Source organism: Amycolatopsis speibonae, assembly GCF_042647925.1.
Classification (GTDB): domain Bacteria; phylum Actinomycetota; class Actinomycetes; order Mycobacteriales; family Pseudonocardiaceae; genus Amycolatopsis; species Amycolatopsis speibonae.
This window is the reverse complement of record NZ_JBHRWK010000047.1, coordinates 66778-92090: the sequence shown is the minus strand read 5'-3', so window position 1 is coordinate 92090 and position 25313 is coordinate 66778. Positions and strand designations below refer to the sequence as shown.

The following is a 25313-nucleotide window of genomic DNA, read 5'->3' as shown; positions in this document are numbered from 1 at the left end:
CCCCGTTCACGCGGGAACAGCCGGCTTCTCGCGGCGGACGGCGTCGAACAGCAGGTCCGCCGCGACCGTCGTCCCGTCGGTGCGGATCGTCTCCGCCACGGCTGTCGCCCGCGCCCGCGTTTCCGGGGCCAGCGCCGTGGTGAGCGCGGCCGTCAGGGCGTCGAAGGCCGGGATCGGGCCGTCGATCGCCAGCCCGACACCCAGCTCGGCCACCCGGTCGGCGTGGTACGCCTGCTCCACCACGTTGTCCACCACCCGGCGGACCACGACGTGCGGGATACCCGCCCGCATGGCCAGGAGCGTCGTACCCGCGCTGTCGTGGTGGATGGCGGCTGCCACCCGGCCGAACAGCTCCTGAAGGTTCACTTCCCCGACGGCGAAGCAGTCTTCCCCGCCGTCGGGCAGGGCCAGATCGGCCCAGCCACGGGAAAGGACCACCCGGTGGCCCTGGGCCCGGACAACCTCGAGAGCCGCCTTCGCGGCACCGGCTGTCCTGGCCCCGGACGAGCTGCCGAAGCCCACGTACACCGGCGTTGACCCAGCGGCCAGGAACGCCTCCAGGTCCGCCGGAAGAGGCCGTTCGTCCGGCAGGATCCACGCACCGGTCTGCACGGTGCCGGTGTCCGCCGTCGGCAGCGGGGCCAGGATCTGGTCCGCCGCCAGCCAGGGCTGTCCGGTGTAGCCGTAGTCGAAGAGGTCCTTCACCGGCGGCAGGCCGATCGAGGCCCGCTTTTCGGTGACCACGTCACCGAAAAGCCCGTAGGCGCCCTGGTTGTACATGTCCAGCTCCGCCCGGCTGTGCACGGACGGCAGATGGTCCGGGGACAAGACCGTGTAGCGGTAAGGGATGCCCAGCTTCTCGGCCACCGATCGCGCGGCGACCGCGGCGGGCAGCAAACCGGTCGCCACCACCGCGGTACAGCCTTCGGCGGCCGCCTGGACCTTCTCGAACCACTCGGCGACCACCTCGGTCACGACTTCGGGATCCCCCGGCGCCGGTTCCCCCGGCCCGCGTGCCCCGGCGCGCACCGCCCGGCCGACCGGCACCATCGGCACCCCGACCTCGGCACACCGCTCCACGTAGTCCGGCGGCAGGCACATCCGCACGTCCGCGCCGAGCTCCCGCAACCGGACGGCCAAGGCCACCAACGGTTCGGTGTCCCCGCGTGATCCACACCCCGAGATCAGCACGCGCATTTCGCATCCCCTGTTCCGTAGGTCCTTTTCGACGGGCGGCGGCTCATACCGGGTGGTGAGGCAGCCACTTCATGCCGTCGGCCGAAGTCACCAGGCCGCCGGGGAACAGCGGCGGCTCGGGTTCGGCGTCGTCGCCGAGCAGCGCCTTCATCTGGACCTGGCCCGCTTCCTGCATCGCCTGCTGGACCACCGTCGACTTGAACATCGGCACCATGTCGTCGCCGTCGCCCGCCGCCATCTTGTCCACGGCGGCGGCGAATTCGGCGCTGTTCGCGGCGATCCGGTCGGCGGCCGTCAGCGCGGTCTCCCCGGACGACACCCCGCCGATCAGCTCGACGAACGACTCGATGTCGGTGCTCTGGTTCTGCGTGACCTTCTTGGCCTGCCAGAAATACGATTCCTCGTTCACGTTCATCTGGTAGAAGGAGACGAGGAATTCGTAGAAGACGCCGTACTCGCGGCGATAGCGCGACTCGAACTCGTTCAGCGCGGTCTTCTCGTCGAGATCGCCGTCGAGGACGCTGTTGATCGACCGGGCCGCGAGCAGCGCGCTGTAGGTCGCCAGGTGCACGCCGGAGGAGAACACCGGGTCAACGAAGCAAGCGGCGTCGCCGACCAGGACCATCCCGGGCCGCCAGTAGCTCTCCTGCTGGTACGAGTAGTCCTTGCGGACACGCAGTTCGCCATACCTGCCGGTGGTCACCCGGGTCGCGTTCGAGAGATAGTCCGAGATCATCGGGCATTCGGCGATCAGGCTGTCGAGGGCCTTCTCGCGGTCGCCCTGGATCCTGTCGGCGTCCTCCCGGCGCACCACCGCGCCGACACTGGTCAGCGTGTCGCTCAACGGGATGTACCAGAACCAGCCGTTGTCGAAGGCCACGCTCAGGATGTTTCCCGATACCGGCGCCGGCAGCCGCTTGCCACCCTCGAAATAGCCGAACAGCGCGAGGCTGCGGAAGAACTCCGAGTAGTTCCGCGAACCGCCGACCTTCGTGTAGAGCCGGCTCTTGTTGCCCGACGCGTCGATCACGAACCGCGCCGACACCTCACGCTCGTTGCCGTCGGGATCCGTGTACCGGGCGCCGACGACCCGCTCGCCGTCTTCGACGACGTCGTTGACCGAGCAGCCTTCCCGCACGACGACGCCCTTGCGCTTGGCGTTCTTCAGCAGCATGTCGTCGAAAACCGCCCGCTCGACCTGGTAGGCGTGCGACGTCGAACCGGCCATCTTGGCGGAGATGCCGAAGTGGAACGTCCACGGCTCCGGCCGCGCGCCCCAGCGGAACGTGCCGCCCCGTTTGATCGGGAACCCGGCCGCGGCCAGTTCGTCGGAGATGCCGAGCATCCGGCACACACCGTGCACCGTGGCGGGCAGCAGCGACTCACCGATCTGGTACCGGGGGAAAACCTCTTTCTCCAGCAACAACACCCGATGGCCCTGCATCGCCACCAGCGTGGCGACGGTCGAACCGCCCGGTCCGCCACCGGCAACCACCACGTCGAAGTCTTCGACCGTCATCTCCCACCATTCCTCTGTCGAGTGTTGAATCGCGCGCTACCAGGCGACTGGGACCTGATCAGGACAGTCGACGAAAGCGCTTCGGTACTTCACTTCCGCGATGGGCACCGCCAGCCGCAGCCCGGGGAATCGGCGCCACAGCGTTTGATAGGCCATCCGCAGCATCGAGCGGGCCAGCGCCGCGCCCACGCAGTAATGGATGCCGTGCCCGAATCCGACGTCCGAAACCGCGGCGCGATTCGCGTCGAGCACGTCGGGATCCGGCGTCAGCGCCTTGTCCCGGTTGGCCATGAGGACCGAGCAGAGGACGTAATCCCCCGCTTTGATCAACTGTCCGTCGACGACGACGTCCTTGATGGCGAGGCGGGGATTCGGCGCCTGCACGGGAGACAGATACCGCACCAGTTCGTTGACGACGCGATCGGCCTTTTCCTGGCTTTCGAAAAGCAACGGGATCTGACCGGGATTCCGCAGCAGCGCCAGCACTCCGAAACCGATCATCCCGGCGACGGTCTCGACCCCGCCGAGGATCAGCGCCGTGCACAAGCCCTTCAGTTCCTCGCCCGTGATGTTGTCGCCGTGCTCTCGCGCGATCATGCCGAGGAATCCGTCGTCGGGGTCCTTGCGCTGTGCGGCGATGAGGTTGTCCAGGTACCGGTTGAACGCGGCGCTGTCCGCCACCCGTGCCTTGAGCCCGCGACTCAGATCGGCGTTCCGCCTGATCCGCCGGACGAACTCACGCTGGTCGTCGCGGGGAATGCCGAGCAGTTCACACAAAGCGTGAGCGCCGACAGGATCGGCGAAGAGTCCCTGGAGGTCCGCGGGCGACCCCTCGGCTTCCATCATGTCGAGGCGATCGTCGATGAGGCTTTGGATCGCGGGCTCCATGCGGCGGATCCGGCGGACCGTGAACTCCGGCGTCAGCATCTTGCGCAGGCGCGTGTGCTCGGGCGGATCATAGGTCGAGATCTGCCCGACGAACTGGGCCTCCACATACGCCCCGGATTTCGCCTGGGTGAATTGCGGCCGCGTGGTGAAATTCTCGTGGTCGCCCAGGATCTCGCGCACGACGTCGTAGCCGTGTGCCTGCCAGACGAAATCCCGGCCCAGCTGGGCGGACGATTCCCCGGTTATCCGGACCAGCGGCCCCTGCGCCCGGAGCGCGAAATTGTCCTCGTGCGGATCGCAGTCCGTCCTCAGCTGGAAGTTCGCCGGCTCCCGCAGGAGTGGCGCGACCTGATCGCTACCGTGTCCCATCAGAATGGAAACTCTCTTGTCGGCCGGGAAAATCTCGTTTCGGACGCTCCAATTTCACCGGTAATCACCGATGACGTCCAGCGGCTCCATGTGGACGGATCGGGCGATCACCAGGCGACCATCAGCTCGGTCAAGCCGTAGGCGGGAGTGGTCAGGCGGAACTTGTCCTCCTGTGCCGGATCCGCGAGCCTCAGCGCGGGAAAACGCCGCCACAGGGTGGTGAAGACCGTGCGCAGTTCCAGGCGGGCCAGTGCGGCTCCCAGGCAATGGTGGACCCCGTGCCCGAAAGCGATGTGCGGCGCGGATTCGCGGGTGACGTCGAGCCGGTTCGGATCCGGCACGAGGGCCGGGTCGCGGTTGGCCGCCGGGAGCGAGCAGATGACACTCTCGCCCGCCTTGATCACCTGATCCCCGAAAGTGACGTCCTCTCGGGCGATCCGGGGCGTCGGGCTGTACGGCACGGTCAGGTACCGGATCAGCTCGTCGACGGCTCGTTGCGCGGGCTGCTCGTCGCCGCGGAACGCGTCGATCTGCTCGGGGTGGCGCAGCAGGGCCAGCACTCCGAGCCCGATCATGCCGGAGATGTTGTCGTCGCCGGCCAGCATCACCTGAACGCAGAAGCCGCGCAGTTCCTCGTCCGTGGCCTCGTCACCGTATTCGGCGACGACCGAGCCGATCAGCCCCTCGCCGGGTTCCTCGCGTTCCCTGGCGATCATCGCCAGCAGGTAGCGGGAGAACGCTTCTCCCGCCACCGCACGCCTTTTCTGGCTTCGCGAGCCGTCGAGATGCGCGTGACACAGCTGCAGGAAAGTGGCCCTGTCGTCCCTGGGCACCCCGATCAGCTCGCACAGCACGGCGCCGGGCACCTTTTCGGCGACGAACTCGACCAGATCCGCGGGGGATCCCGCCTGCTCCATCTCTTCGAGCCGTTCGGTCACGATCTGTTCGATGTACGGCTGCATCCGCTGCATCTTGCGCAGCGTGAAGCCGGGGGTCAGCTTCTGCCGCAGCCGCGTGTGCTCGGGCGGGTCGTAGTCCATCAGGTTGCCGACCAGTTCACGCGGCCGGAAGATGCCCTTCCCGCCGATCTCGTCGCGCGCGTCCCAGCGGCGCCGGGTGCTGAACTGCCGGTGGTCGCCCATCACCTGCCGGACGACGGCGTGCGAGGTGGCCATCCAGTGGTTCTCGGCGTCCGCGCCGGATCCGACCGTGACCCTCGTCAGCGCTCCGGCGGCGAGCAGTTCGTCGGCCGGGTCCAAACCCTGTCTGCGGATGTGCAGCGGGCGCGGGTCGTCCTCACTCAACGGGAAAACTCCTTTGCTACCGAGGTTTCGCACTACCAGTCGAGCGAGAGGGCTTCCACGTCGAACGGCGGCGGGCCCAGTTTGATCTCGCGGCCCGGTTCGGCGAGCCTGAGCTTGGGGAAGCGGTGCGCCAGCGCCGGGATCGCCGCCCGGAACACCATTTCGGCCAGCGGCCTGCCGAGGCAGTGATGGATGCCGTGCCCGAACGTGACGTGCGCGGGCTTTTCCCGGGTGATGTCGAACCGGTCCTCCGGGTCGGGGAACTTCCGGCGGTTCGAAGCCAGCAAAGAACAAGTGACCGCGTCGCCTGCCTTGACGAGCTGATCACCGACGTACACGTCCTCCAACGCGACGCGCGGAGTGGTCTTCTCGTCGCTGGTGAGGTAGCGGGCCACCTCGTTCAGCCAATCCGGGACGCTGTCCGGCTCGTCGCGGAGCACGGCGAACTGCTCGGGATGCTCGACCATCAGCCACGCGCCCGCCGCGAGGAAACGGGCCACCTGATCCCCGCTCGCGCCCATGACGAACGCGGCCACCCCCAGCAGTTCCGCGTCGGTGATGTCGTCGCCGTGTTCGCGCACGACAGCACCGAACATGTCGTCACCGGGATCGCGGCGCGTCTGGGCGGCGACCTGGCCCATGTACGTCCAGAACTTGTTACCCGCCGCGACCCTGCGTTTGCCCGACCGCTCGGACCGGCTGGCGTGCAGGGCACGCGACAGATCCGCCTGATCGTCACGGGGGATGCCGAGGAAGTCGCAGATCACCGTCGTCGCGATGGGCCACGCGAAACGCGGGACGAAATCCACCGGGCCACCGGTGGCCTCGATGTCGTCCAAGGTGGCCTTGACGATCAGCTCGACCTGCGGGCGGAAGTCCCGCATCCGCCGGAAAGTGAACGCGGAGGCCACCATCCGGCGCAGGCGCGTGTGCTCCGGCGGATCGTACTGGCCGAGGAAGCCGGGCCAGATGCGGCCGGCCGCCGTCCCGCCGAAAAGCAGCTTGGCGCTGAACTTGTCCGAGCCGAGGACCTGCCGGGTCTCGTCGTACCCGGTGGCGAGCCAGCCCGTCCGCCCCGCGGGGCATTCTTCGGCCTCCAGCACGGACATGGGGCCTTCGGCCATCAGGGAACGCAACTCCGGTCCCGGATCGAATCGCTCTCTCCGGTGGATCTCCGTGCCCCGGTTGGCGTTGTTCTCCTCGAACACTGCACAAGGTCCTTTCGCCTCAGCCGGCCGGTGGAACAGTGGTAGCGCAAAGGTGGCTTGTCCGGCACTTCCCGAGCGCTCGTTCGGGCGCGTGGTCCGGCGCGAGGTCCGTGAAGGCATGTGGTCCTCGTCGGCACCGAAGCCTCGGTGGGTCCAGAGCGACCCGATCTCCCGTGACCGAACACCACCGGCACGTCGTGAGTGTTTCGGGTCGCTCTAACGACACTTGCCACTCACGACCGCCATCAAAGCGGTCCCAGGGCGACCCGGGCTCCGTGACCGAACACCACCGGTGGGTCGTGAGTGTTTCGGGTCGCTCTAACGACACTTGCCACTCACGACCGCCACCAGGCGGTCCCAGGGCGACCCGGGCTCCGCGGCCGAACACCACCGGTGGGTCGTGAGTGTTTCGGGTCGCTCTAACGACACTTGCCACTCACGACCGCGGCCGTCCAACCGTCCGCGTTGAGCGGCTGGACGCCTTCTCAGGCGCCGACTTCCTGGATGAGGCTCTTCGGCCGGAGGTCCGTCCAGTTCTCCTCGACGTAGGCGAGGCACTCCTGGCGGGGGGCTTCGCCGTGCACACGGGTCCAGCCCGCGGGCACCTCCGCGAAGGACGGCCACAGGGAGTGCTGACCCTCGTCGTTGACCAGCACGAAAAAGGAACCGGCTTCGTTGTCGAACGGATTCGTCATCGTTGTGTCCTTTCACCTTCCGGGCGGTGCCGGAGTTTTTCGGCGACGATGGCTCCAATCTGGCCCAGCGCCGCGGTTTGCACCATGTCGTAGTGGTTGGACGGGACGTCGTGGGTCTCGATGGTCCCGCTGGTGAAGTCCTTCCAGCTGGCCTTCGCCACCGAGACGGGCAGATGCTCGGGACGGTCCACAGTGGCCACGAAGAGCAGGATGTCGCCGTCGAAGGGCGAAGAGACGTGCTTCGGCCCGACGTCCCAGAGGTTGCGCATGACAGCCTCCAGCCGCGACCGGGCGGCCTCCCCCTTGACCAGTTGACCCGCGAGATCCAGGTCCGCCTGGTTCCGCTTCGACAGGGCCGCTTCTTCGCTCGCGGCACCGGTCGTCTTGCGTCCCATGTAGACGGGATAGGCGTCGAGGAGGGCCAGCAGGCCGACCTTCTCCCCTTCCGCCTCCAGCAGCTTGGCCATCGCCTGCGCGATGCGGCCGCCGAGTGACCAGCCGAGGAGGTGGTACGGCCCGGTCGGCTGCACGGCGCGGATCTGGTCCAGGTAGTCGGCCGCCATCTCCTCGACGCTGCCCGGCAGCGGCTCGGTCCGGGCCAGGCCGCGGGCCTGCACGCCGTAGACCGGCTGGTCCGCCGGGAGGTACCGCAGCAGCGGCTCGTAGTTCCAGCTCAGGCCACCGCTCGCGTGGACACAGAACAGCGGTGGGCGGTCGCCGCCGACCCGCAGCGGCAGCAGGATCTCGAAGTCGCCCGTCTTCACCGAAGTGCTCGCCCGCCGCCGCTCGCCCACGACGACCAGGGTCTTCGCGGGGGTCTTCCGGGCCAGCAGACCCGTGTGCAGCATCCGGTGCCCTTCCTCCCCGAACGGACAGGGCACGGTCGGCAGCTCGGCCGGTCCCGCGTCCACGGCCGGGCCGACGACATGGAGATCGCCGACGGTGCCCGGAGCGACAGGACGCAACTGGTCGTCCAAAACGAGCGCGCCGACCGGGTCGTCCCCGGCGAGGTCGGCGACCACCTGGGGCACGGCCCCGGCCCACCGCGCCGGTGCGATGGGCGGACGGCCACGTTCGAAGTCGTCGAGGAAGAGGTCCAGGTCGCTGATCCGCCGCTGCGGGTCCTCCGCCACCTGTTCGAGGACGCGGACCAGCCGCCGGGCCACCGACTCGGCCGTGGCCTGGTCGAACAGGTCGGTGGCGAAGTGCAGCGCGCCTTCGAGACCGCCGGGGTTGTCGTCGTCATCGAAGCGCTCGGCGAGCTTGATCGCGAGATCCAGCTCCATGGCCTCGGTCCCGCCGGGTTCGACACTGGTGCGCAGGGCGGGTAGTTCCGCCGCCGACCAGCCGTCGATGTCCTCCTCGTCCACCCGCAGTCCCACCTGGAACACGGGGTGCCGGGAGAGCGAGGCGGGCAGGTCCAGCAGCTCGACGATCCGTTCGAAAGGCACGTCCAAGTGCTGTTCCGTGGTTTGGAAGGCTTCCTGCACCCTGCTGACGACCTCCAGGAAGCCCGGATCGCCCGAGAGATCCGTGCGCAGGGCGAGCGGCCGGGTGAACGGGCCGACCATCGGTTCGAGGTCGAAGAGCTCCTCGTCCCTGGGCAACGTCGAACCGATCACCAGGTCGTGGCCGGCCCCGTACTTGGTCAGCAGCATGGCGAGCGCGGCGTGCACCAACTGGTGCGTCTCCGCGCCCGTCGACTCCGCAGCCGCCGTCAGCCGGGCGTGCGGGCCGGCGTCCAGCCGCAGCGCGACCGTATCGGCGCGCCGTGAGGGGACGGCGGGCCGCGGCCGGTCGAACGGGAGCACCGTCTCCCCGTCGATACCCGCCAGATTGTCCCGCCAGAAGGAGATCTGCTCGTTGATCAGGCTGCCCGGCTCGTCCTCGTCTTCGAGCAGCCGCCGCTCCCAGAGCGCGTAGTCGGCGAACTGCAGGGCCAAGGGCGCACGCTGCGGGACACGGCCTTCGCGCCGCGCGCCGTACGCGGCCGCCAGATCGCGGAAGAACACGTCCAGCGAGTCGTCGTCGGCGAGGATCCGGTGCACCTGCAGGTGAAGGACGTGCTCCTTGTCTGACAGCGCGAAGAGGTCACATCGCCACGGCAGATCCTTGGTGAGGTCGAAGGCCGACTCGCGCCGCTCCGCGAGCAACCCGGGAAGGTCCGCTTCGGTGGCCGGGACCGGAGTCGGCTCGACCGCCGGGGCGTCGTGGACGTGCTGGTGCACTCTTTGCACGTCGCCGGGCGCGTCGCCGGGGAAAGTCGTGCGGAGGAGCTCGTGCCGGGTCGCGACGTCGCCGAGCGCCGCCGTCAGCGCGGGCACGTCCAGCTTGCCGCGCAACCGCAGGGCGACCGAGGTGGTCAGGCCCGCCGTCTCGCCGCCGGGGTCGGCCAGCAGCCAGGCGCGCAGCTGCCTGGCGGTGAGGGGCACCCGGTCCGGCCGCTGGGCGACTTCCAGGACGGGGCGGGACTTCGCGGCCAGAGCCCTGGCCAGCCCGGCGGGCGTCGGCGAGGAGAACAGCTGCCGGATCGGCAGATCCTCGCCGAGTTCCTCCCGGATCCGCGCGACGAGCCGCATGGCCAGCGCCGAACTGCCGCCGAGGTCGTGGAAGGCGTCGTCGACACCCACCTGCTCGACGCTGAGGATCTCGCCGAACAGGGCGCACAGCACCTTCTCGGTCTCGTTCTCCGGCGCCTTCTCCGACGCGCGTCCCACGAGATCCGGGGCGGGCAGGGCCCGGCGATCCACCTTGCCGTTGGGAGTGACGGGCAGGCCGGGCAGGGCGACGACCGCGATCGGGACCATGTAGTCGGGCAGGACCAGCGCCATCTGCCGCCGGATCTCCTCCGGCCCCGCGTCGCCGCCGTCGGACACGAAGTAGCCGACAAGGCGCTTCTCGCCCGGCTGGTCTTCCCGCGCCAGGAGGACCGCTTCGACCACACCCGGCTGGGCCGCCAGCACGGCCTCCACTTCGCCGAGCTCGACCCGGTAGCCGCGGATCTTCACCTGGTCGTCGGCGCGGCCGAGGAACACGATCTCGCCGTCACGGGTCCAGCGCGCCCGGTCCCCGGTGCGGTACATGCGTTCACCGGCGAGGAACGGGCACGCCACGAAGCGGTCCGCCGTCAGGCCGGGGCTGTTCAGGTATCCCCGCGCCAGCCCCGTGCCCGCGATGTACAGCTCGCCCGCCACCCCCGGCGCGACCGGGCGCAGGAAGGCGTCGAGGACGTAGATCCGGCGGTTGGTCATCGGATGGCCGATCGGCAGCTCCCGGTCGAGCACGTCACCGGGTTCGATCGGCAGCCACGTCGCGCACAGCGTGGTCTCGGTCGGCCCGTAGGTGTTGCGCACGCGCAAACCGGGCTGGGCGCGCCGCAGGTTTTCCACCGACTGCAGGGGAACCACGTCACCGCCGGTCCCGATCTCGATCAGGCCGTCGAAGCATTCCGGCGACGTCTCCGCCAGCGCGCGGAAGCTGCCGGCGGTGAGGTGGACGAAGGTCGCGCCGCGTCCCACGGCCTGCCGGACCCCGGCCGCGTCCAGCGCCCCCGGCTCGGTGAGCAGCACACGGGCGCCCGAGACGAGCGGCACCCACATCGCGTAGAGCGACGGGTCGAAGACGTGCGTCGCGTGCATCAGCACGCCGTCGTCGGGCCCGATCTGCCAGCCCGCGTCCCCCGCCAGACCCGCGACGGCCCCGTGCGGGATGCCCACGCCCTTCGGCAGGCCGGTGGATCCGGAGGTGTACATGACATACGCCAGATCGCCCGCGTGCGGCCGGATCTCCGGCGCGGCACAGTCGTCGACGGCAGCGCGCGTCGCGGGCGCGTCGAGCACGATCGCGTTCTCCGGCGCGACAGCGCCGGTGGCTTCCGTGCACAGGACGGTCGAGACGCCGGAATCGGTGAAGATGAACGAGATCCGCTCGGCCGGGTACTCGACGTCCACCGGGACGTAGGCGGCGCCCGCCTTCCAGATCGCCAGGAACGCGATGACCAGCTCCGGCGACCGTTCCATGGCCACCCCGACACGGTCGCCGCGACCGACACCGCGACCGGCGAGGTAGCCCGCCAGCCGGTCCGACGCGCCGTCGACATCGGCGTAGGTCAGGTTCGCGCCGTCGGCGGCGGTGATCGCCACCGCGTCCGGCGCCGCGGCCACCCGCCGGGCGAACAGCTCGACGACGGACTCCCCCGGCACCGGGCCGGCGGTCGCGTTGAAGTCGTCCACCACCAGGGCGCGCTCGGCCTCGCTCGCCGGCGTCAGACGGCCGACGAGGACGTCGGGCTCGGCGACCAGCCGCTCCAGCACCCGTGCCATCGCACCGACGACCGATCCGGCGGCCATGGCGTCGAACAGGGTCCGGTCGTAGTCGAGGATCAGCGGCATCCGCTCGCCGGGTCCGGTGATCAGCGTGAACGGGTAGTGCGACGAGTTGCGCCCGCGCTTCACCGGGATCAGGGTCAGGCCCTCGTCCGAGGCCCGGCCGAGCCCCTTGCGGGGGAAGTTCTCGTAGATGACGAGCGTGTCGAAGACCGCTCCGGGCCCGACGACGGCCTGCACGTCCTGCAGCCCGAGATGCTGGTGGGCCATGAGCGCCGACTGGTCGCGCTGCAGCCGCGCGAACAGCTCGACGGCGCGAAGGCCGCCGTCGAGCCGGACCCGCACCGGCAGGGTGTTGAGCAGCTGGCCGACCATCGCCTCAACGCCGTCCAGGTCGGCGGGCCGCCCGGAGGCGGTCGCGCCGAACACGACGTCGTCACGGCCCGCGAGTTGCGCCAGCACGACGGCCCACGCGCCCTGCACGACGGTGTTCAGGGTGAGGTCGTTGCCGCGCGCGAACCGCGCCAAACCGTCCGTCAGCTCCGTGGACAGCTCGACCACCGTCGTGTGGATGTCCGGCATTCGGCCCGGATCGGGCGCGGCGACGGTGGTCGGCGTGTCCGGCCCGACGAGCTCGTCCCGCCAGGCCGCGCGCGCCACTTCCTTGTCCTGCTTGCCAAGCCAGGCGAGATAGTCCCGATAGGACACTGTCGGCGGAAGGCCGGACGCGTCCCCGCCCGCCGCGTAGATCGCGGCGAGCTCACGGTGCAGGATCGGCATCGACCAGCCGTCGACCAGCACGTGGTGCAGTGTGTGCACGAGCTGGTGGCGTTCCGGGCCGAGCCGGATCAGGTGCAGTTTCATCAGCGGCGCCGCCTCGATGCGCAGCCGCTCGGCGAGCTCGTCGCCCGCCAGCCGATCCACCTCGCTGTCGGCGACGTCGTCCGGCAGTCCGGCGAGATCCGTTTCACGCCAAGGGATTTCCGCCTCTCGCGCGATCACCTGCACCATCTGCGCTCCGCTGACATAGCGGAAACAGGCCCGCAGCGCGGCATGCCTGTCCACGAGTGCCTGCCACGACGCCCTCAGCAGACCGGCGTCCAGCGGTCCGTCGATGGCGTAGACGGTCTGCACGGTGTAGGTGTCACGACCCTCGTCGTCGAGGGCGGTGTGATAGAGCATTCCCTCCTGCAGCGGGGAAAGAGGCCAGACGTCCTCCACGCTGGAGCGACGCTTCGCGCGAGTGTCGTCAACGGTCACAATGTGCTCCTTAAGGCGGTCATTCGGCCAGCCCGGCCTCGAGTAGGTCCATCTGGTCCGGGGAGAGGGCGACGAGCGTGCCCCCGGCGGGTTCCGGCGCCGCGGCGGTCTCGTCCTCACCCGGGAGTTCCTGGGCGATCGCCGCCAGCCGTTCCGGTGTCTTCTCGTCGAACACCTGCCGCGGGGTCAGCTTCAGTCCGGTGCCGCGAGCCCGGACCGAAAGCTGCATCGAGGTGATCGAGTCGCCGCCGAGTTCGAAGAAGCTGTCGTCGGGCCCCACCTGCTCCAGGCCGAGCACTTCCGCGAACAGTTCGCACAACCTCGCCTCGGCGGGGGTGCGCGGGGCCCGTTTCGAGGACAGCGCGGCGAAGTCGGGGGCTTGCAGCGCCCGATGGTCGAGCTTGCCGTTCGGGGTGAGCGGCATCTTCTCCAGCGCCACGAACGCCGCGGGCATCATGTAGTCCGGCAGGCGTTCGGCCGCCAGTTCCCGCAGCGCGGCGGTCAGCGCGCCGTTCCCGTCGGCGGCTTCGGCCGACGGCACGACGTAGGCCACCAGCCGTTTGTCGCCCGGCCCGTCCCGGCGGACGGAGATCACGACCTGGCCGACCCACGGATGCTCCGCGAGCACGGCCTCGATCTCGGCGGGCTCGACCCGGTATCCGCGCACCTTGACCTGCGCGTCGATCCGGCCCGCGAAGAGCAGCTGGCCTTCCCGGGTCCAGCGGAACAGGTCACCGGAGCGGTACATCCGCTCCCCGGGGGCGAACGGGCTGGCGACGAACCGTTCCGCCGTCAGGCCGGGACGCCCGAGGTAGCCGCGGGCCAGCCCGACGCCGGCGATGTAGAGCTCGCCGACCACGCCGGGCGGCACCGGCCGCAGGAAGGCGTCGAGCACGTAGTGCCGCACGTTGTGGATCGGGCCGCCGAGCGGGACCTGGTCGTGTCCCGGCGACAACGGGGCGCTCATCGTCGAGCAGATGGTCGTCTCGGTCGGCCCGTACGCCTGGATCACGCGGCGGCCCGGCGACCAGCGGTCCACCAGCGCGGCGGGCAGTGCCTCGCCGCCCGTCAGCACGGTCCGCAGCGTGTCCGGCAGGTCGTCCTCGCTCGCCAGCACACTCGGCGACACGGTCAGGTGGGTGATGCCCGCCTGCCGGATCGCGTCGCCCAGGGTCATCCGGGGCGGCATGCTCGCCGCGTCCGGCAGGACCAGGGTCGCGCCGGCCAGCAGGGCCATGTAGAGCTCGGAGACGATGGCGTCGAAACCGATCGCGGACAACTGCAGGACCCGCGAGGACGACGTCACGGCCATCCGCTCGATATGCGCGTAGCCCAGGTTGACGAGCCCGGAGTGGGTGACCAGGACACCCTTGGGCACCCCTGTCGACCCGGACGTGTAGATCACGTACGCCGCGTCTTCCCTTGCCACCGGCGGCAAGGCGACGCCCGGATCGGCGGCGGGCAGCTCGTCCAGCGGCAGCACCGTGCCCGCGAACCCCGCGGGCACGACCGCCCGGGTCGCCTTCGTGCACACCAGCACCTCGGGTGCCGAATTCGCCAGCATGAACTCGACGCGCTCACGGGGATAGTCCGGGTCGACGGGCACGAAAACCCCGCCCGCGAACGAAACCGCCATCAGGGTCACCGCCAGCTCGGCCGAGCGGCCGACGACCACGCCCACCCGGGTCTCCCGCCGCACGCCCAGCCCCACGAGCAGCCGGGCCAGCGCTTCGACCTCGCCGAGCAGTTCGCCGTACGACAGGCTCCGCGTCCCGTCCTGGACGGCCATCGCGTCCGGCGTCCGCTCCGCCTGGTCGCGGACCAGTACCGGCAGCGTCTCCGCCACGAGCGGCGCGTCGGTCCGGTTCCACTCGTCCACCACCAGACGGCGCTGCTCCGGGCCGAGCAGGCTGATCCGGCCCACCGGCGTCCGGGGCTCGGCCAGCACCTGGTCGAGCGCGCGGAGGAGCGACGCGACCATCTCCTCGGCCCCGGCCCGGTCGACCACGTCCGGCCGGTAGATGAGTTCGCCGCGGACGGGGCCTCCCGCCACGGACGCGCGCAGGGACAGCGGATAGTGCCCGTCGTCGTCCGAATTCCCCGCCGGGCTCAGGACGAGCGCGTCGGGACCGTCGAACCGGGGCGGCGGGGGCGGGTAGTTCTCGAACACCACGATCGTGTCGAACGCGGCGCCGCGGCCGGCGGACTTGGTGATCTCGCTCTGCCCGAGGTGCTGGTGCGGCAGCAACGCGACCTGCCGTTCCTGCAAGCCCTTCAACAGGTCGACGACCGGTTCGGCGCCGATGAGCCGGGCCCGGACCGGCAGCATGTTCATGTACAGGCCGATCGAGGACTCCACGCCGGGGATCTCGGGCGGGCGCCCGGCCACCGCGGCGCCGAAGACCACGTCCTCGCGTCCGGTGAGCCGAGCCAGGTGCAGTGCCCAGAGCCCCTGGAACAGCGTGTTCGGCGTGACGCCGTGACTTCGGCTGAACTCCGCCAGGCGCCCGCTCGGCTCGTCGCCGAGTTCGAACCGGACGCGTTCGGGCGTGAGCGGCGTGAGGATCGACTCCGGCGGCACGACCTGCGTCGCCTCGTCGAGGCCCGCGAGTTCGGTCCGCCACGCCTCCTGGGCGGCCGCCTTGTCCTGGCGGGCGATCCAGGCGAGATAGTCGCGATACGACGCCGCGGCGGGCAGCGCCCGGCCGTCACCGCCCGCTTCGTACGCCGCCAGCACGTCGGCGGCGATGAGCGGCAGGGACCAGCCGTCGACCACGATGTGATGCGACGTGACGATGAGCCGGTGCTTGCGTTCGCCGAGACGCACCAGGTGCAGGCGCAGCGGCGGCCCCTGGGCCAGGTCGAACCGTTCGGCGTGCTGCTCGTCCGCGAGCCTGCCGAATTCCGCCAGGGCCTCGTCTTCGGGCAGGCCGGAAAGGTCGGTCTCCCGCCAGGGCAGCGTCACCTCGCGGGCGATCGCCTGCACGGCCGTCCCGGACTTGAGCTGGAGGAAGCTCGCCCGCAGGGCGGCGTGCCTGTCGAGCAAGGCCTGCCAGGACGCGCGGAAGCGGGCGACGTCCAGCGGGCCGTCGAGGGCGAGGGTCCGCATGCTCGCGTAGACGTCCGGGCCGTGCTCGTCGGCGGTGTGGAACAGCAAACCTTCCTGCAGCGGGGAAAGCGGCCAGATGTCGAGCAGATCCGGCGCGGCGGCCTCGACCTCCGTCACCTCTCGCTGCGTCAGCGCGGCGAGCGGGAAGTCGGACGGCGTATGTCCCCCGGCGCCGCCGCCGTCGACGTGGGTGGCGAGGCCCTCCAGCATGGCGAGCCACGCGTCGGCGAACGACTCCGCCTCGGCGTCGTCGAGGATCCGCCGGGCCCAGGTCACGGTCAGGCTGAACTCGGGTCCGTCCGGGCCGTCCGCCACGACGGCGTCGATCTCCAGGGCGTGCCGCAACGGCGTGTCCTGATCGGCCGCGCCGCCGACGATTCCCGTTATCTGCCAGGGGCGCGAGCCGCCGTCGGAGCCCGACGAGAAGCGGCCGAGGTAGTTGAACCCGATCTCGGCCTTCGGCAGCGCCGCGAGGACGGGTCCCGTCTCGGCGTTGAGGTAGCGCAGCATCCCGTAGCCGAGCCCGCCGTCGGGCACGGTTCGCACGTTTTCCTTGACCTGCTTCAGCAATCGGCCCGCCGCGTCGCCGCCCGCGCGCACCTCGGCCGGGTCGGCGCCGGTGACGTCCAGCCGGACCGGGTGGACGTCGGTGAACCAGCCGAGCGTCCGCGAAAGGTCCATCTCGCCGAGCGGCTGACGGCCGTGCCCTTCGACGTCCACCACGACACCGGTGCCGCCGCGCCAGCCGGCCACGGCACCGGCCAGGGTGGCCAGCAAGACCTCGTGGACACCGCAGTGGAAGGCCGAGGTGGCCTTCTCCACCAGCGTGCCCGCGGGCACGGTCCAGGACCGGCGTCCCGCGCTCGACACGGTGTCGCGCAAAGGATCGAGCTCGCCCAGCCGCGACTGTGCCCCGTCGAGGACCGCCGTCCACGTCGCCAGCTCGCCGGTCCGGAGCAGCGCCTCGTCGGCCAGCGTCCGCGACCAGCGCCGGAACGAGACGTCCGGCGGATCGAGCGACGGCCGCAGGCCCGCGATCGCGGCTTCACAGGCGGCCTGCAGGTCCGGGAGCAGGGTTCGCCACGACACCACGTCGACCACGAGGTGATGCGCGGCCACCACGAGCCGTCCGGCGTCCGCCAGGACCGCCCGCACCATCACGCCGCCGACGGGATCCAGGCGTGCCGCCGCGTCACTCGCGATCTCGTCGAGGTCGCCCCCGGCGGCCCGTTCGACCAGCGTCGCCGCGTCGATCGTTCCCCTGTCGGCCACGACGAGCCTGGGCTCCGCGCCGTCGGTCTCGACGATCCGGCTCCGCAGCAGATCGTGCGTGTCGATCACGGCGCCCAGTCCGGCCGCCAGCGCGGGCACGGAAAGATCGGCGGGCACGTCCACGATCACCCACTGCGCCATGCCTTCCCGGGTCAGCCCGAGAGGATCGCGTTCGAGCAGCGCCCGCACCACCGGCGTCAGCGGGACCTCACCGACACCCTCGGTGTCCTCGGTCCGCGCCTGTCCGCCGTGCTCGGCGACCGCCGCGATCCCCGCGGGCGTCTTCTGCTCGAAGACCTGCTTGGCCCCGAAGACGAGATTCTCGCGGCGCGCGCGGGCGGCCAACCGCATCGAGAGGATCGAGTCCCCGCCCAGCTCGAAGAAGCCGTCGTCGGCGCCGACCCGGTCCAGCCCGAGGAGCTCGGCGAACAGGGCGCACAACACCCGCTCGGTCTCGGTACGCGGTTCGCGACCGGCGGCCCTCGGCGTGAACTCGGGGGCGGGCAGCGCCGCGCGGTCGATCTTTCCGTTGAGCGTCAACGGGAAGACGTCCAGCACCAGCACCACCGAGGGCACCATGAACTCCGGCAGCCGGGCCGCGAGCTGCTCGCGGACCGCGTCGGATTCCAGTCCCTGTCCCGATTCCGCGGTCACGTAGGCGATCAGTCGCTTTTCGCCGGGACGTTCTTCCCGTGCCACCACGATCGCCTGCGCGACGTCGGGGACCTCGGTCAGCGCCGCCTCGATCTCGCCGGGCTCGACCCGGTAGCCCCGGATCTTCACCTGCGAGTCGGCACGCCCGCCGAACAGCAGTTCGCCCCACTCCGTCCAGCGCGCCAGATCGCCTGTCCGGTACATCCTCCCGGGTCCGAACGGGTTGGCGACGAACCGCTCCGCGGTCGACGCGGTGTTGCCCAGGTAGCCGTGCGCCAGTCCCGCTCCGGCGAGGTAGAGCTCGCCGGGCACGTTCGGCGCCACCGGCTGCAGGAACGCGTCGAGCACAAAGGCCTGACGTCCCGCCAGCGGACCGCCGATCGGCAGGATGCCGCCCGTCTCGTCCCCCGGTTCGAGGACGAGCCACGTGGCGCAGAGGGTGATCTCGGTCGGGCCGTAGAGCTGCCGGACCCGGACGTCCGGGCACGCCAGGCGCATCCGTTCGACGGAGGCGAGGGGCACCGCGTCCCCGCCGGTCAGGAGCTCACGCAGGCCACGGAAGGACTCCGGCGCTTCCTCGGCCACCGCACGGAAAGCGCCCGCCGTCAGGTGGACGGTGGTCACGCCGCGCGAGATCGCCTCGCGCAGCCGCTCCGCGTCGACAGTGCCCGGCTCCGCGACGACCACGCACGCTCCGCTGACCAGCGGCACCCAGATCTCGACCAGCGACGCGTCGAAAGCGTGCGACGCGTGCAGCAGGACACGATCGCCGGGGCCCTGCGACCACCCCGGGTCGCTCGCCAGCGCAGCCACACTTCCGTGCGGCACCGCGACACCCTTGGGCACGCCTGTCGATCCGGACGTGAACATGACGTACGCGACGTCGTGCGCTCCCACCGAGACGAGCGGCGTGGCGCCGATCGCCGGGACGTCCACGAGCACCGGCTCGACCCCGTCCGGCACCGCCTTGCGGCTCGCTTCGAGGCAGACCGCGACCGAGACCCCGGCGTCGGCCAGCATCCGCTCGATCCGTTCCGCGGGGTAGTCCACGTTCACCGGGACCTGCGCGGCACCCGCCTTCCAGACCGCGAGCAGGGCGACCAGCAGATCCGCGCCGCGCGCCATCACCACGCCGACGCGGTCACCGCGCCGCACGCCGAGACCGGCCAGTTGTCCGGCCAGCCGGTCCGATTCCCGGTCGAGGTCGGCGTAGGACAGGGCGCGTTCCCCGTCCACGACCGCCATCGCGTCCGGCGAAGCGTTGGCCTGCCGACGGAACAACTCCGGCACCGACGTCGTGTCGGCCGCTTCGCCCGTCGAGTTCCAGCGTTCCACCACCGACTCGCGGGCCGGTTCGCTCGTCACGCCGAGGCGGCCCACCGGCAGCGAAGGCCGCGCCACCACCTGTTCCAGGACCCGCACGACCTGCCTGGCGACCTCGGCGGCCGTTTCGGCGCCGAGCCTGTCGGGCCGGTAGGACACGGTGATCCGCAAGCGATCCCCGAGGCTGACGTTCATGGTCAGCGGGTAGCTGGTGCCGGTCCGGGTGACGACGGAGCTGATCGCGACCCCGCCGCCGTCGCCGAGACCGTCGGCGGTGTGCGGATAGTTCTCGATCATCACGATGGTGTCGAAAACAGCGCCCGCGCCCGCCGCCTTCTGGATCTCCGGCAGCCCCAGATACTGGTGTTCGGTCAGCGCCGCCTGGCGCCCCTGCAGGTCCTGGAACAGCTCCAGCACCGGCTGAGCGCCGTCGAGCCGTACGCGGACGGGGACGGTGTTGATGAACATCCCCACCATCCGCTCGACGTCCGGGACCTCCGCCGGCCGCCCCGACACCACCGACCCGAACGCCACGTCCGTCCGGGCCGCCAGCCGCGCCAGCACCAGCGCCCAGGCGGCCTGCAGGATCGTGCTCGTCGTCAAACCGTTCCCCCGGGCGAGCTCGATGAGCGCGCGGGTCGTCTCCTCGGACAGCAGTTCGGCGTGGTCCCCGGGCATGACCATCGCCTTGCCCGCGTCGACGTCCACAAGGGACGGTTCGTCGGCCCCGGCGAGCTCGGCCACCCATGCCGAACGCGTCCTGTCGTCGTCCTGACGGCCCAGCCACGCCAGATAGTCCTTATAGGACGGTGCCGACGGGAGCTGCCCGCCCGCGTAGGCGGTCGACACCTCGCCCACGATGAGCGGCGTCGACCAGCCGTCCAGCACGACATGGTGTGACGTCAGCACGAGCCGGTGCCTGTCGGCGCCGAGCCGGATCAGCGACAGCCGCAGCAACGGCGGCTTGGTCACGTCGAATCGCTGAGCCTGATCGGCGGCGAGCAGCCGTTCGACCTCTGCGGCCGCGGCGGCCTCGTCGAGGTGCGACAGATCCGCCTCGCGCCAAGGGATTTCGGCCGCGTCCGAGACGACCTGCACCGTTTCGCCGGAACCCAGCTGGTGGAAGCCGGTGCGGAGCGATGCGTGCCGGACGAGGACCTGGTTCCAGGCCGCGCGCAGCCGTCGCGCGTCGAGCGGCCCGTCGAGGTCCAGGATCCGCTGGCTCTGATAGACATCGACCCCGTCGGCGTCGAAGGCCCGTTCGAAGAGCATGCCTTCCTGCAGCGGAGACAGCGGCCAGATGTCCGCCAGCCCCGGCGTCGAGGCCTCCAGCTCCGTCACGTCCCGCTGTGTCAGGCCGACGAGCTCGAAGTCGGACGGCGTGTGCCCGCCCGCGTCAGGATCCCCGGCGAGGGCGGCGAGGCCGATCAGCGTCTCCAGCCAGGCCTCACCGAGCCGCTCCACCGTGGCGAAGTCGGAATCCCGGGTGTCGATGGCCAGCCCCAGCCGAGGTCCGTCCGGCGTGTCCTGGACTTCCGCGCTGACCTCGACGGCGTGGGCGAGGACCATGTCCGGGCCACCGCCCAGCGGCCCTTCGCCCCCTGGCTGCCACGCGGTGTCCTGGGGAGCGAGGACGGTCCGGCCGAGATAGTTGAAGCCGATCCGCGAGGACGGCAACCCGGCCAGCCTCGCGCGAGCGTCGGGATTGAGCTGGCGCAGCAGTCCGTAGCCGGACCCGTCGCCGGGCACGGCACGGATCTGGTCCTTCACGGTCTTCAGCAACTGTCCGGCGGCCGCGAGGTCCACATCGGACAGTTCGAGGCGGACCGGGTGAACGCTGGTGAACCAGCCCACGGTGCGCAGCAGATCTTCGCCGTCGGCGGCTTCGCGGCCATGCCCTTCCACGTCCACCAGCAGCCCGGCGCCGGTACCGCGCACCCGCGCCACCGCACCCGCGAGACCCGCCAGCAGGACGTCCTGGATCCCGCAGTGGAACGCTCCCGGCACCAGCGCCACCAGATTGCGCGCCTCGGCGCCGGAAAGGCGCGTGGACCACGAATGCGACTGCCCGGCGTGCTGCCCGGTGTCCTGCTCCAGTGCCGGGTCCGCGCCCTCCAGCACGGCGGCCCAGTCTTCGAGTTCGGCCACGGTGCTCTCACTGAGCGCCTGTTCGGTCAGCCGTCGCGCCCACTGCCGGTACGACGTCGTGGGAGCTTCCAGTGCGGGGGTCCCGCCGGAGCTCGCCGTGTCATAAGCCGCCTGCAGATCCGGCAGCACGATTCCCCACGAGACCGCGTCCACCGCCAGGTGATGCGCCACGAAGGCCAACCGGCCCGGCCCGGCGTCCCCGGCGTCGACCCACACGACCCGCGCCATGATCCCCGCCGACGGGTCCAGCGTGCCCGTCGCCGTCCGGACCTCGCGCTCGGCGATCTCGTCGAGTTCCGCTGTCGTGGCGGCCACCCGCGTGACCAGGCCGGCCGCGTCCAGCGCACCGCTTTCGGGCACGATCAGCCGACCGTCCGGCTCCACCCGGACCCGCAGCAGATCATGCGCGTCCAGCACCGCTTGCACGGCGCTCACCAGCGCGTCCAGCTTCAAGCCCGCCGGGGTGACGACGACCCGCACCTGCGCGAAGCCGGGGCGCACCGCGTCTTCCCCGAGGGCGAGCATCACCGGCGTCCGCGGGATCTCCCCCACGCCGATGACGACCTCGGCGCGCGGCGCCGTGCTCGCCTCCTGCGCCAAGGCCGCGAGGCGCTCAGGGGTTCGCAGCTCGAAAACCTGGCGCGGGGTAAGGGAAATCCCTTCGCGTCGCGCACGGGCGGCGACCTGCATCGACGAGATCGAGTCGCCGCCCAGCTCGAAGAAGCTGTCCTCGATCCCGACGCGGTCGAGGCCGAGGACTTCGGCGAACACTCCACAAAGGACTCGTTCGGCGTCGGTGACCGGTTCCCGGCCCGCCGAATTCGACGCGAAGTCCGGTTCGGGCAGCGCCCGCCGGTCCACCTTTCCGTTGACCGTCAACGGCAACTCGTCCAGTACCAACACGGCGGCCGGGACCATGAACTCGGGCAGCGTCTCGGCGAGCTCTTCGCGCAGCCACGCCGGGTCGAGCTCTCGTCCCGCTTCGGCGACCACGTACCCGATCAGGTGCTCGTGCCGGGCCAGCACCACGGCTTGGCCGACCCCCGGCAGACCGGCGAGGACCGCCTCGATCTCGCCGGGTTCCACGCGATAGCCGCGGATCTTCACCTGGTCGTCGGCGCGCCCGCCGAAGGCCAGCACGCCCTGATCCGTCCAGTACGCCAGGTCCCCGGTCCGGTACATGCGCCCGGCGGGAACGAACGGATCGGCCACGAATCGCTCGGCCGTCAACCCGGGACGCTCCAGATAGCCTCGCGCCACACCGGCTCCGGCGACATACAGCTCGCCTGCCACGCCGGCGGGCACGGGCCGCAGGAACGCGTCGAGGACGTAGACCCGCCGCCCCTGAAGCGGTCGTCCGATCGGCAGCACCGATCCCGTCCGGTCACCGGGTTCGAGCAGCCACCACGTCGCGCACAGCGTGGCCTCCGTCGGACCGTACAGATGGCGCACCCGCACGTCCGGGCACACCCGCCGCACCCGCTCCACCGCCGCCAGCGGGACCGCGTCGCCACCGGTCAGCACCTCGCGCAGACCGGCGACGGACTCCGGCGATTCCTCGGCCAGCACACGGAAGGCCCCCGCGGTCAGGTGCGCGGCCGTGACACCGCGGCCCACGTGACCCGCCAGCGCCTCGCCGTCCACCGCGCCCGCTCCGGCCAGCACCACGCGCGCGCCCGACACCAGCGGCACCCACAGCTCGAACAGCGAGATGTCGAACGCGTGCGAGGCGTGCAGCAGCACGGCGTCGCCGGGACCCACCCGCCACCCCGGTTCGCCGACCAGCGCCGCGACATTGCCGTGCGACACCGCGACACCCTTCGGCGTCCCCGTCGAACCCGACGTGTACATCACGTAGGCGAGGTCCTGGGCGCTCGTGCCCGCCGACAGGCGAGTGGACCCCGCCACCGCCTGCCGCGTCCGGGGGTCGTCCAGGACGATCGGATCGAGGCCGACGTCCAGCACGGCTTCCCGGTACGTTTTCGCGCACACCACCGCCGCGGGCGCGGAATCCGCCAGCATGAACTTCACGCGCTCGACCGGGTAGGCGGGGTCCACCGGCACGTACGCCGCGCCCGCCTTCCACACCGCGAGCAGCGTCGCGATCAGCTCGGGTGACCGGTCCAGCACCACGGCCACCCGGTCCCCGCGCCGCACTCCCTTGTCGTGCAAGAAACCGGCGAGGCGCTCCGCCTGCTCGGCGAGTTCTCCGTACGACAACGCCCGATCGCCGTCGACGACAGCCACCTCGTCGCGACGGCGGTCCACCTGACCGGCGAACAGCTCCGGCGCCGTCAGGCTCGGCGGCGACTGGGACGACGCTCCCCACGCGTCGACCACCAAGGCGCGCTCGGCCGCGCTCGTCACCTCGACACCGGCCACTGTGAGGTCGCCCGCGCCCGCCAGCTGACGCAGCACGCCCGTGAACCGCTCGACGATCGCGAGCGCGGTGTCCCGATCGAAGAGATCGGTCAGATAGTCGAGCTTGAAGTACAGCGACTCGCCGGGGACGGCGACCAGCGTCAGCGGATAGTGCGCGGCCACCCGGCCCTGATGCACCTGGATGCCGAAGGTCTCCGCGGAACCCAATTCGCCGGAATCGTGGTGGAATTTCTCGAAGACGATCAACGTGTCGAAGACGGCGCCGGGGCCGGCCGCCTGCTGGATGTCCGCCAGCCCCACGTACTGGTCGGGGATGAGCGCCGACTGCCGCTTCTGCAGATCCGTCAGCAGTTCGGCGACCGGCATCGAGCCGTTCAGCCGCACGCGCACGGGAACGGTGTTGAGGAACAGCCCCACCATCCCTTCCACCCCGGGCAGATCCGGCGGGCGCGCCGACACCGACGCCCCGAACACCACGTCCGTCCGGCCCGACAGCTGCGCCAGCACCAGCGCCCATGCGCCCTGCACCACCGTGTTCAGCGTCAGCCCCTGGCGCCGGGCCAGCCCAGCCAACGCCCGCGTGAGGTCCTCCGGCAGTTCAGCCTCGACACTCTCCGGCTCGGCGGGCGCGCGCCCCGGGTCGGCGGGCACCACCAGCGTCGGCTCGTCGGTCCCCTCCAGCCGTGCCGCCCAGGCCGAGAGCGACCTCGCCTTGTCCTGACGGCCCAGCCACGCGAGATACTCCCGGTACGACGTCACCTCCGGCAGCTCCGCCGAGCCGCCGTACAGCTTCGCCATCTCGTCGAGCACGATGGGCAGCGACCAGCCGTCCATGATCGTGTGATGGCAGGTCACCACCAGGCGGTGCGCGCGGTCGCCGAGCCGGATCAAGGTCAGCCGCAGCAACGGCGCCTGCGCGAGGTCGAACCTCGTCGTCCGGTCCTGCTCGGCCAGCTCTCGGACAGCCTCGCCGGGTTCGTCGTGCTGGGAGAGGTCGATCTCGCGCCACGGCAGGTCCACCTGCTTGGCGATGATCTGCACCGTCTCGCCCGACTTGCGCTGCCGAAAGCAGGCGCGCAGCGGGGCATGCCGGGTCAGCAAAGTCTCCCAAGCCGCGCGCAGCCGGGCCGCGTCCACCGGTCCGTCCAGATCCAGGATCCAATGACCTACGTAGACGTCAGGCCCTTCGCCGTCGTAAACCGCGTGGAAGAGCAACCCGGCCTGCAAAGGCGACAGCGGCCAGATTTCCTCGATCCGCGACTGGTTCATCAATATCTCCCTCAATCAGCGAAGGGCGTGAAGTTCGCCGAACTCAGCTTGAATTCCTCGACCCGGTTCTGGAACCGGATCGAGGAGAGCGACGTCGTATTCGGAAGATCCCCCGTGCAGGGATCATCCACCTGCCCGGCCTTGCCGGACAACATGTCCAGCCGGGGTTCGGGTTCGCGGATCAGTCAGGTTTGGTGTGGCGAAACCGATGTCGCGAAGGCGGCTTTCGCAACGCTCCCAGTCCGCGCCCGGATCGACGGTGGAGGAATGGGGACGTTGAGTGTCCCGGATCTTCCGTTGATCAAGGCCGCGCGCCTCAAACCCTGCGACCGACAATCCAGCGGGGAAGGAACCAACTCAGGCCCCAGCCGCGTCCAGTTGGTCGTGAGTG

The 25313-nt window shown here is 70.6% G+C and carries 8 protein-coding genes; all 8 read right to left on the bottom strand.

Going from position 1 to position 25313, the window contains the following annotated elements; genetic code table 11:
• Window positions 1-6: 6 nt before the first annotated feature.
• Window positions 7-1197, bottom strand: a complete 1191-nt coding sequence (locus ACFOSH_RS27990) for a glycosyltransferase (protein WP_378242049.1) — start codon at window positions 1195-1197, stop codon at window positions 7-9.
• 43 nt (window positions 1198-1240) lie between these two features.
• Window positions 1241-2716, bottom strand: coding sequence for a tryptophan 7-halogenase (locus ACFOSH_RS27985; protein ID WP_378242048.1), 1476 nt, complete (start codon window positions 2714-2716; stop codon window positions 1241-1243).
• 36 nt (window positions 2717-2752) lie between these two features.
• Window positions 2753-3973, bottom strand: a complete 1221-nt coding sequence (locus tag ACFOSH_RS27980; RefSeq protein ID WP_378242047.1) for a cytochrome P450 — start codon at window positions 3971-3973, stop codon at window positions 2753-2755.
• A 107-nt stretch (window positions 3974-4080) separates the two neighbouring features.
• A complete protein-coding gene (locus ACFOSH_RS27975) occupies window positions 4081-5277 on the bottom strand; it encodes a cytochrome P450 (RefSeq protein ID WP_378242046.1) in 1197 nt (398 codons plus the stop codon).
• A 32-nt stretch (window positions 5278-5309) separates the two neighbouring features.
• Window positions 5310-6485, bottom strand: coding sequence for a cytochrome P450 (locus ACFOSH_RS27970; protein ID WP_378242045.1), 1176 nt, complete (start codon window positions 6483-6485; stop codon window positions 5310-5312).
• Between the two features lie 485 nt (window positions 6486-6970).
• Window positions 6971-7180, bottom strand: coding sequence for an MbtH family protein (locus tag ACFOSH_RS27965; RefSeq protein WP_378242044.1), 210 nt, complete (start codon window positions 7178-7180; stop codon window positions 6971-6973).
• Window positions 7177-12765, bottom strand: a complete 5589-nt coding sequence (locus ACFOSH_RS27960; RefSeq protein ID WP_378242043.1) for an amino acid adenylation domain-containing protein — start codon at window positions 12763-12765, stop codon at window positions 7177-7179. Before ACFOSH_RS27960 ends, ACFOSH_RS27965 begins: the two co-directional genes overlap by 4 nt.
• Window positions 12766-12784: 19 nt before the next feature.
• Window positions 12785-24922: a non-ribosomal peptide synthetase gene (locus ACFOSH_RS27955; RefSeq protein WP_378242042.1), complete on the bottom strand. Its 12138-nt coding sequence runs from the start codon at window positions 24920-24922 to the stop codon at window positions 12785-12787.
• Window positions 24923-25313: the final 391 nt, after the last annotated feature.

Excerpts from the sequence above, each read along its gene's own strand:
- ACFOSH_RS27990 (WP_378242049.1), bottom strand. The coding sequence starts at position 1,197 with ATGCGCGTGCTGATCTCGGGGTGTGGATCACGCGGGGACACCGAACCG.
- ACFOSH_RS27985 (WP_378242048.1), bottom strand. The coding sequence starts at position 2,716 with ATGACGGTCGAAGACTTCGACGTGGTGGTTGCCGGTGGCGGACCGGGC.
- ACFOSH_RS27980 (WP_378242047.1), bottom strand. The coding sequence starts at position 3,973 with ATGGGACACGGTAGCGATCAGGTCGCGCCACTCCTGCGGGAGCCGGCG.
- ACFOSH_RS27965 (WP_378242044.1), bottom strand. The coding sequence starts at position 7,180 with ATGACGAATCCGTTCGACAACGAAGCCGGTTCCTTTTTCGTGCTGGTC.
- ACFOSH_RS27955 (WP_378242042.1), bottom strand. The coding sequence starts at position 24,922 with ATGAACCAGTCGCGGATCGAGGAAATCTGGCCGCTGTCGCCTTTGCAG.